Source organism: Cryobacterium sp. MLB-32 (genome assembly GCF_000738085.1).
GTDB lineage: Bacteria > Actinomycetota > Actinomycetes > Actinomycetales > Microbacteriaceae > Cryobacterium.
Genome location: NZ_JPRS01000653.1, coordinates 1 through 881, shown reverse-complemented (window position 1 = coordinate 881; position 881 = coordinate 1). Strand labels below are relative to the sequence as shown.

At 55.5% G+C, this 881-nt stretch carries 3 protein-coding genes; all 3 read right to left on the bottom strand.

The window, feature by feature from the left end; genetic code table 11:
* On the bottom strand, nucleotides 1-180 hold a 180-nt coding region (gene rpsM / locus JF66_RS20690; protein WP_035880838.1), incomplete at its 3' end, for a 30S ribosomal protein S13.
* A 152-nt stretch (nucleotides 181-332) separates the two neighbouring features.
* A complete protein-coding gene (rpmJ, locus tag JF66_RS20685) occupies nucleotides 333-446 on the bottom strand; it encodes a 50S ribosomal protein L36 (protein ID WP_035880836.1) in 114 nt (37 codons plus the stop codon).
* Between the two features lie 75 nt (nucleotides 447-521).
* On the bottom strand, nucleotides 522-743 hold the full coding sequence (infA, locus tag JF66_RS20680; protein WP_035834638.1) for a translation initiation factor IF-1: 222 nt from the start codon (nucleotides 741-743) through the stop codon (nucleotides 522-524).
* Nucleotides 744-881: the final 138 nt, after the last annotated feature.

Sequence of the window (881 nt, the reverse complement as noted above, 5' to 3'; positions counted from 1 at the left end):
GATGTAGTCGCGGAGAAGGACGAGCTGGTCGTCGCTCAAATCCTTGACTCGGATGTTTCCGTCGATCGCGGTGTCGACGAGGGTCTTCAGTGCCCTCGTGCGGCCCACGCCGTAAATGTAAGTCAATGCAACTTCCACGCGCTTGTCGCGCGGGATGTCGACGCCGGCTAGACGTGCCATTGTGTCTCCTGTTACTGGATGGAGGTCTGTAGCAGTTCCTGTACACCGGCCTCCAACCGATGGTGTCACCCCATGGGGCTCCCGGAGCTGCTATGTGTTATGTGTTACTGAGGTTGAGCTACAGCCAGGCCCGGTGATCGAGCCTGTCGAGATCAACCCTGGCGCTGCTTGTGACGTGGGTTGTCGCAGATGACCATCACGTTGCCGTTACGGCGGATGACCTTGCACTTCTCACAGATCTTTTTAACGCTGGGCTTGACCTTCATGATGATTCCTTATTAGTCGCTGTCTTCGTGCCGACACTCGAGCTGGTCGAGATCGGCCGTTACTTACAGCAGCCGTTACTTGTAGCGGTAGACGATCCGGCCTCGGGTCAGATCGTAAGGGCTCAACTCAACGATCACGCGGTCCTCCGGGAGGATACGGATGTAGTGCTGACGCATCTTGCCCGAGATGTGGGCAAGAACTCTGTGGCCGTTGGACAGCTCAACGCGAAACATCGCGTTGGGCAGAGCTTCGACTACCGCGCCCTCGATTTCGATGACACCGTCTTTTTTGGCCATAGCCTCACTGTCGCTCTTTGTATTGATTGCTGGTCATGCGTGGATGTGGTGTTCAGACACGCCGAAAAGGCGAAGCCGGACACCAAGGGTCAATCTTATGGTATGAAATTGCCTTTTGGCAATTCAGTCCTATAATCC